This window comes from Roseateles sp., from assembly GCF_046300915.1.
Taxonomy (GTDB): domain Bacteria; phylum Pseudomonadota; class Gammaproteobacteria; order Burkholderiales; family Burkholderiaceae_C; genus Kinneretia.
This window is the reverse complement of sequence record NZ_JBKCLH010000033.1, coordinates 1-6,080: the sequence shown is the minus strand read 5'-3', so window position 1 is coordinate 6,080 and position 6,080 is coordinate 1. Positions and strand designations below refer to the sequence as shown.

Annotated in this window: 3 protein-coding genes; all 3 read left to right on the top strand. The window is 64.4% G+C overall.

The features are described from left to right. Positions 1 to 1,399: toprim domain-containing protein (locus ACK5F2_RS01990; protein WP_409862395.1), on the top strand; the 1,399-nt coding region annotated here is incomplete at its 5' end. Positions 1,400 to 1,510: 111 nt separating this feature from the next. After that, complete coding sequence (hsdR, locus tag ACK5F2_RS01985) at positions 1,511 to 4,915, top strand: type I restriction-modification system endonuclease (RefSeq protein WP_409862394.1); 3,405 nt, start codon at positions 1,511 to 1,513, stop codon at positions 4,913 to 4,915. Between the two features lie 20 nt (positions 4,916 to 4,935). Next, positions 4,936 to 6,080: N-6 DNA methylase (locus ACK5F2_RS01980; protein ID WP_409862393.1), on the top strand; the 1,145-nt coding region annotated here is incomplete at its 3' end.

The window sequence follows — 6,080 nt, the reverse complement described above, 5'->3', positions numbered from 1 at the left end:
CAAGGACAAGCTCGTCAGCTCGGAAGTGCGCGCGCCGGTGGAAGACATCGTCAGCCGCCTGCTGACCGACTACCTGCTCGAGAACCCGCTGGACGCCAAGACCATCTGCGGCAAGATCCTCGACGCCGCCCGCGCCCGCGAGGCCGCGCGCAAGGCCCGCGAGATGACGCGCCGCAAGGGCGTGCTCGACGGCCTGGGCCTGCCCGGCAAGCTGGCCGACTGCCAGGAGAAAGACCCTGCCCAGTGCGAGATCTACATCGTGGAGGGTGACTCCGCCGGTGGCTCCGCCAAGCAGGGCCGCGACCGGAAGTTCCAGGCCATCCTGCCGCTGCGCGGCAAGATCCTGAACGTGGAGAAAGCGCGTTATGAAAAGCTGCTGACCTCCAACGAAATCATCACGCTGATCACGGCCCTGGGCACCGGCATCGGCCGCGGCGCCGGCACCGACGACTTCAACCCCGACAAGCTCCGCTACCACCGCATCATCATCATGACCGACGCGGACGTGGACGGCGCCCACATCCGCACGCTGCTGCTGACCTTCTTCTACCGCCAGATGCCCGAGCTCGTGGAGCGCGGCCACATCTACATCGCGCAGCCGCCGCTGTACAAGGTCAAGGTCGGCAAGCACGAGCAATACCTCAAGGACGGCCACGAGTTCGACGGCTTCCTGCTCAAGGTCGCCCTGCAGGACGCGAGCCTGGACACCGGTGACGGCAACACCCTCAAGGGCGACGCGCTGGACGCGCTGGCCCGCAAGTACGTCACCGCGCAGAGCGTCATCGAGCGCCTGTCCAACTGGATGGACATCGAAGCCCTGCACGTGCTGGCCAACGGCCTGGCGCTGAAGCTCGATGCGCGTGACGAAGCCGAGGCCAGCGCTGCCGCGCTGAAGAGCCGGCTGCACAACGCCGAGGTCACCGTCGAGACCGACCCGCGCACCGACAAGCTGTTCCTGAAGATTGCCCGCATGCACCACGGCAACGTGCGCGCCAGCGTCATCACCGCCGACTTCGTGCACGGTGCCGACTACGAAGTGCTGGCCGACGCCGGCCTGAGCTTCCAGGGCCTCATCAAGCCGGGCGCCCTCGTGCGCAAGGGCGAAGGCGAGAAGGCCAAGGAAGCCAAGGTCGACGACTTCCGCGCCGCCATGGCCTGGCTGATGACGCAAGCCGAAGGCAGCGTCGGCCGCCAGCGCTACAAGGGCCTGGGCGAGATGAACCCCGAGCAGCTGTGGGAAACGACGATGGACCCCGCCGTCCGCCGCCTGCTGCGCGTGCAGATCGAAGACGCCATCGAGGCGGACAAGGTCTTCACGATGCTGATGGGCGACGAAGTGGAGCCGCGTCGGGACTTCATTGAGACGAATGCGTTGAGGGCGGGGAATATCGACGTTTGATGCCTGTGGTGTGAGCTCGTGATGAGCTAACACCATAATGCATGGCATGTCGTTGGTGACTGCGGGGCTGGGAGGCTTGGTGGCGGTCAGGCAGCGTGAACGAGGGTAGGAATGCAAAAGAACATTCGCTCGAACTTCGACATGCTGGAGCCTTACGAGCCTCAGCTCTGGCGACTGGGTGCGCTCGCGGAGCGCTACTTCGCCGAAGACCCCAACACCAGTCTCCTCAAGCTCAGGCAGTTCGCTGAGCTGCTTGCGCAATCTGTTGCGGCGCGGGGAGGGCTGCTGGGTTCCGTAGCGGAGAGCCAGTACGACCTGCTCCGGCGATTGCAAGGCGACGGGCTGCTGCCGCGTGAGATCCGGCAAGTCCTGGATCAAGTCCGGCTGACGGGCAACGCGGCCAATCACGCTCTGCAAGGTGATCACGCCCAGGCGCTGGCCACATTGAAGCTGTCTTGGCAGATCTGCCTTTGGTTCCACCGCACTTTCAAGCAACCAGACTTTCGTTCTGGCCCCTTTGTGCCTCCAGCTCCGCCCGAGCACCAGACGGCGGATCTGTTGCGTGAACTGGAGACCCTGCGTACGCAAGCAGCGCAGTACCGCGCGCAGCACGAAGAGGTTGCAGGCGCGCTGCAGTCTGCTCACACCCAACTGTCTGCGCTCAGCGAAGAGCGTGCGATTTGGGAGCAAATCGCCACCGAGTCGGACCAGGCCAAAGCGGCCATGGCAGAGCAACTGGCGCGACTGCAAACCCAGGCTCTGGCAGCTGCGCCGGGCACGATCGACAAGCTGTTCGCCGCCGCGAGTCAGGCCGCAAGCCTGCTGGAGCTGGATGAGGCCGCGACCCGCCGCATCATTGACCAGCAACTGCGTCAGGCGGGTTGGGAAGCCGACTCTGCAAACCTTCGCTACGGCAAGGGTGTCCGGCCGCAGAAGGGGCGCAATCTGGCAATTGCAGAGTGGCCTTGCGAGGGCTACTCAGCGGACTACGTCCTGTTCCAAGGCCTTGTGCCGTTGGCGGTGGTTGAAGCAAAGCGCGGCAGCAAAGACGTTTCCGCCGATCTTCAGCAGAGCAAGCGCTACAGCCGCAGCTTCTCCGCGAGCAATGAAACACAGCTGCACGCTCGCAACTGGGGCTCCGCTGCGGAGTTCCGCATCCCGTTTGCGTTCGCCACCAACGGCCGGCCGTATCTGCGTCAGTTGTCAACCAAGAGTGGCATCTGGTTTTGCGACCTCCGGCGGCCTGACAACCGCAGCGCGGCGCTGAGCGGCTGGTACACGCCGGAGGGCTTGCGAGCGCTGCTCACGACAGACGAGGACAACGCCGACGCCGCGCTGCGCAGCGCACCGTTCGACTACGGTTTCCCGCTGCGGCACTACCAGTTGGCGGCCATCCAACAGACCGAATCCAGCATTGCTGCCGGTCAGCGCGACATCCTGCTCGCCATGGCCACCGGCACCGGCAAAACGAAGACCTGCATTGCGCTGATCTACCGGTTGCTCAATGCGCAGCGCTTCCGCCGCATCCTTTTTCTGGTGGACCGTTCTGCACTAGGCGAGCAGGCGGCCAATGCCTTCAAAGACACGCGCATGGAGCGCATGCAGACCTTTGTCGACGCGTTTGGCATCAAGGAGTTGGACGACATCTCACCCGACGCAGACACCCGCGTCCACATCGCCACCGTGCAGGGCATGATGCGCCGCGTGCTGTTTCCGGCGGATGGCGTGCAGCCGCCCACCGTCGATCAATACGACTGCATCGTCATCGACGAGTGCCATCGCGGCTACACGCTCGATCGTGAACTGTCCGACACCGAGCTCAGCTTCCGTGGGTTTGACGACTACGTCTCCAAGTACCGCCGCGTGCTGGACTACTTCGACGCCGTCAAGATCGGCCTCACCGCAACGCCCGCCCTGCACACCACCGAGATCTTCGGCCCGCCCGTGTTCAGCTACAGCTACCGCGAAGCGGTGGTCGACGGCTACCTGGTGGACTACGAGCCACCCATCCAGATCCACACGGAGCTGAGCAGCACCGGCATGACCTGGAAGGTCGGCGAAGAGGTCAAGCTCTACAACGCCGAGCGCAGCCAGATCGAGCTCTTCAAGGCCCCCGACGAGATCAAGCTCACCGTCGAGGACTTCAATCGCAAGGTCATCACCCGCCCCTACAACGCGGCAGTCTGCAGCTACCTCGCCCAGGAACTCGACCCCAGCGGCAAGCGCAAAACGCTGATCTTTTGCGTCAGCAAAGACCACGCCGATTTGGTGGTGGACGTACTGAAGGAGGCTTTTGCAGCCCAGTACGGCAGCGTTGAAGACGACGCCATCATCAAGATCACCGGCGATGCCGACAAGCCCTTGGAGCTCATTCGGCGCTTCAAGAACGAGCGCTTGCCGAACGTCGCCGTGACGGTGGACCTGCTCACCACCGGCATCGACGTGCCCGAGATCTGCAACCTCGTCTTCCTGCGCCAGGTCAGCAGCCGCATCCTGTTCGATCAGATGCTGGGCCGCGCCACGCGCCTGTGCAACTTCGATGGCGAGCCGAAAGACAGCTTCCGCGTGTTCGATGCCGTGCGCGCCTTCGAAGCCGTGGGCGACATGACCGACATGAAGCCTGTCGTCATCAACCCCAAGATCAGCTTCGGTCAGTTGGAGCGCGAGTTCTCCGAGGCGCCCAGTGAGGGCGCGCGCACCTTGGTGCGGGATCAGTTCCTAGCCAAGCTGCAGGTCAAGAAGCGGCACCTGAAAGGCAAGGACGCCCAGGACTTCGAAACCAAGGCGGGCATGACACCCGACGCCTTCATCAAGCAGCTCAAGGCCATGCCCTTGGCGGACGTGGCGGCCTGGTTCACTCAGCATCCCGGCCTCGCCGAGATCCTGGATCGCAAGTCTTCCGGCAACAGCCAGCCGCTGTATGTGTCCGACCACCCCGACACCTTTCTGCGCGCGGACCGCGGTTACGGCAAGGCCAGCAAGCCGCAGGACTATCTCGACGAATTCAAGGCCTTCCTCGCCAGCCGCGGCAACGAGTTGCCTGCGCTGATGGCCGTGCTCACCCGGCCGCGAGACCTCACCCGCAAGCAGCTCAAGGAGCTCATCCTGGCGCTTGACCAGGCCGGCTTCAGCGAAGCCCGGCTGTCCACCGCCTGGCGGGAGTTGAGCAACCAGGACATCGCCGCGCGCATCGTCGGCTACATCCGCCAGGCCGCGCTGGGGGACGCCTTGCTGCCCTACAGCGAGCGGGTGGACCATGCCCTGCAGGCGCTGCTGGCCCAACCGCCCGCCGGCAAGCCCTGGACCGAGCCTCAGCGCAGTTGGCTCAAGCGCATCGCCGCCCAGACCAAGGCCAACCTGCTGGTCGACCGTGAGGCGCTGGACGACCCCGATCTGCTCTTCAAGCGCGAGGGCGGCGGCTTCTCCCGGCTCGACAAGCTCTTCAACGGCCAGCTCCAACCCGTGCTGGACGCCTTCAACGACGCGCTCTGGGCCCCGCCCGCGCAGAGCGCCTGATGCCCTGATTCCCTGTTCCCATGGCCCAAGCTCCCCAAATCGCCCACGACATCGGCGCCAAACTCTGGTCGCTGTGCCACACGCTGCGCGATGACGGTGTTACCTACCACCAATACCTCAGCGAGCTGACCTACCTGCTCTTCCTGAAGATGATGAAGGAGACCGGCCAGGAAAGCCGTCTCACCGTCTTGAAGCTGGAGGACCCCAAGAAGAAGACCGGCCCCAAAGTTGAACAGCCCGGCACCCGCTGGGACGACCTGCTGGCGGCCTCCGCGCCCGACCGGCTCGACATGTACAAGGAAATGCTGCTGGACTACGGCCTGCACGGCCGCGGTGCCGTGCAGGAGATCTACGCCAACGCCAACACCTTCATCACCAAGCCCGCCACGCTGAGCAAGCTCGTCACCGACATCGACGCGCTCGACTGGTACAGCGTGCAGCGCGATGACCTGGGTGACCTGTACGAAGACCTGCTGGAGCGCAACGCCACCGAGAAGAAGAGCGGCGCGGGCCAGTACTTCACGCCCCGGCACCTGATCGATAGCATCGTCACGGTCATGCAGCCGCAGCTCAGCGACGTCATCCAGGACCCCGCCGCCGGCACCTGCGGTTTCCTGATCGCCGCCAACAACCACCTGCGGGCGAACAACGATTTCGACAGCCTCACCGAAGAAGCGCAGCGCCGCTACAAGCGCGAGACCTTCTACGGCATGGAGCTGGTGCAAGACACCCACCGCCTGGCGCTGATGAACATGCTGCTGCACGGCATCGAGGGCGGCGTGACCTACGGCGACACGCTGGGCGAGGAAGGCACCCGGTTGCGCCCCGCCACGCTCATCCTCTCCAACCCGCCCTTCGGCACCAAGAAGGGCGGCGGCCTGCCCACCCGCAAAGACCTCACCTACGAGACCAGCAACAAGCAGTTCGCCTTCCTGCAGCACATCTACCGCAACCTCGCGCCCGGCGGCCGCGCCGCCGTGGTACTGCCCGATAACGTGCTGTTCGAAAGCAATGTCGGCACCAGTGTGCGCCGCGATCTGATGGACAAGTGCAATCTGCACACCATCCTGCGCCTGCCTACCGGCATCTTCTACGCCCAGGGCGTGAAGACCAATGTGCTCTTCTTCACCAAAGGTGAGAAGACCGACAAGGGCAACACCAAGGA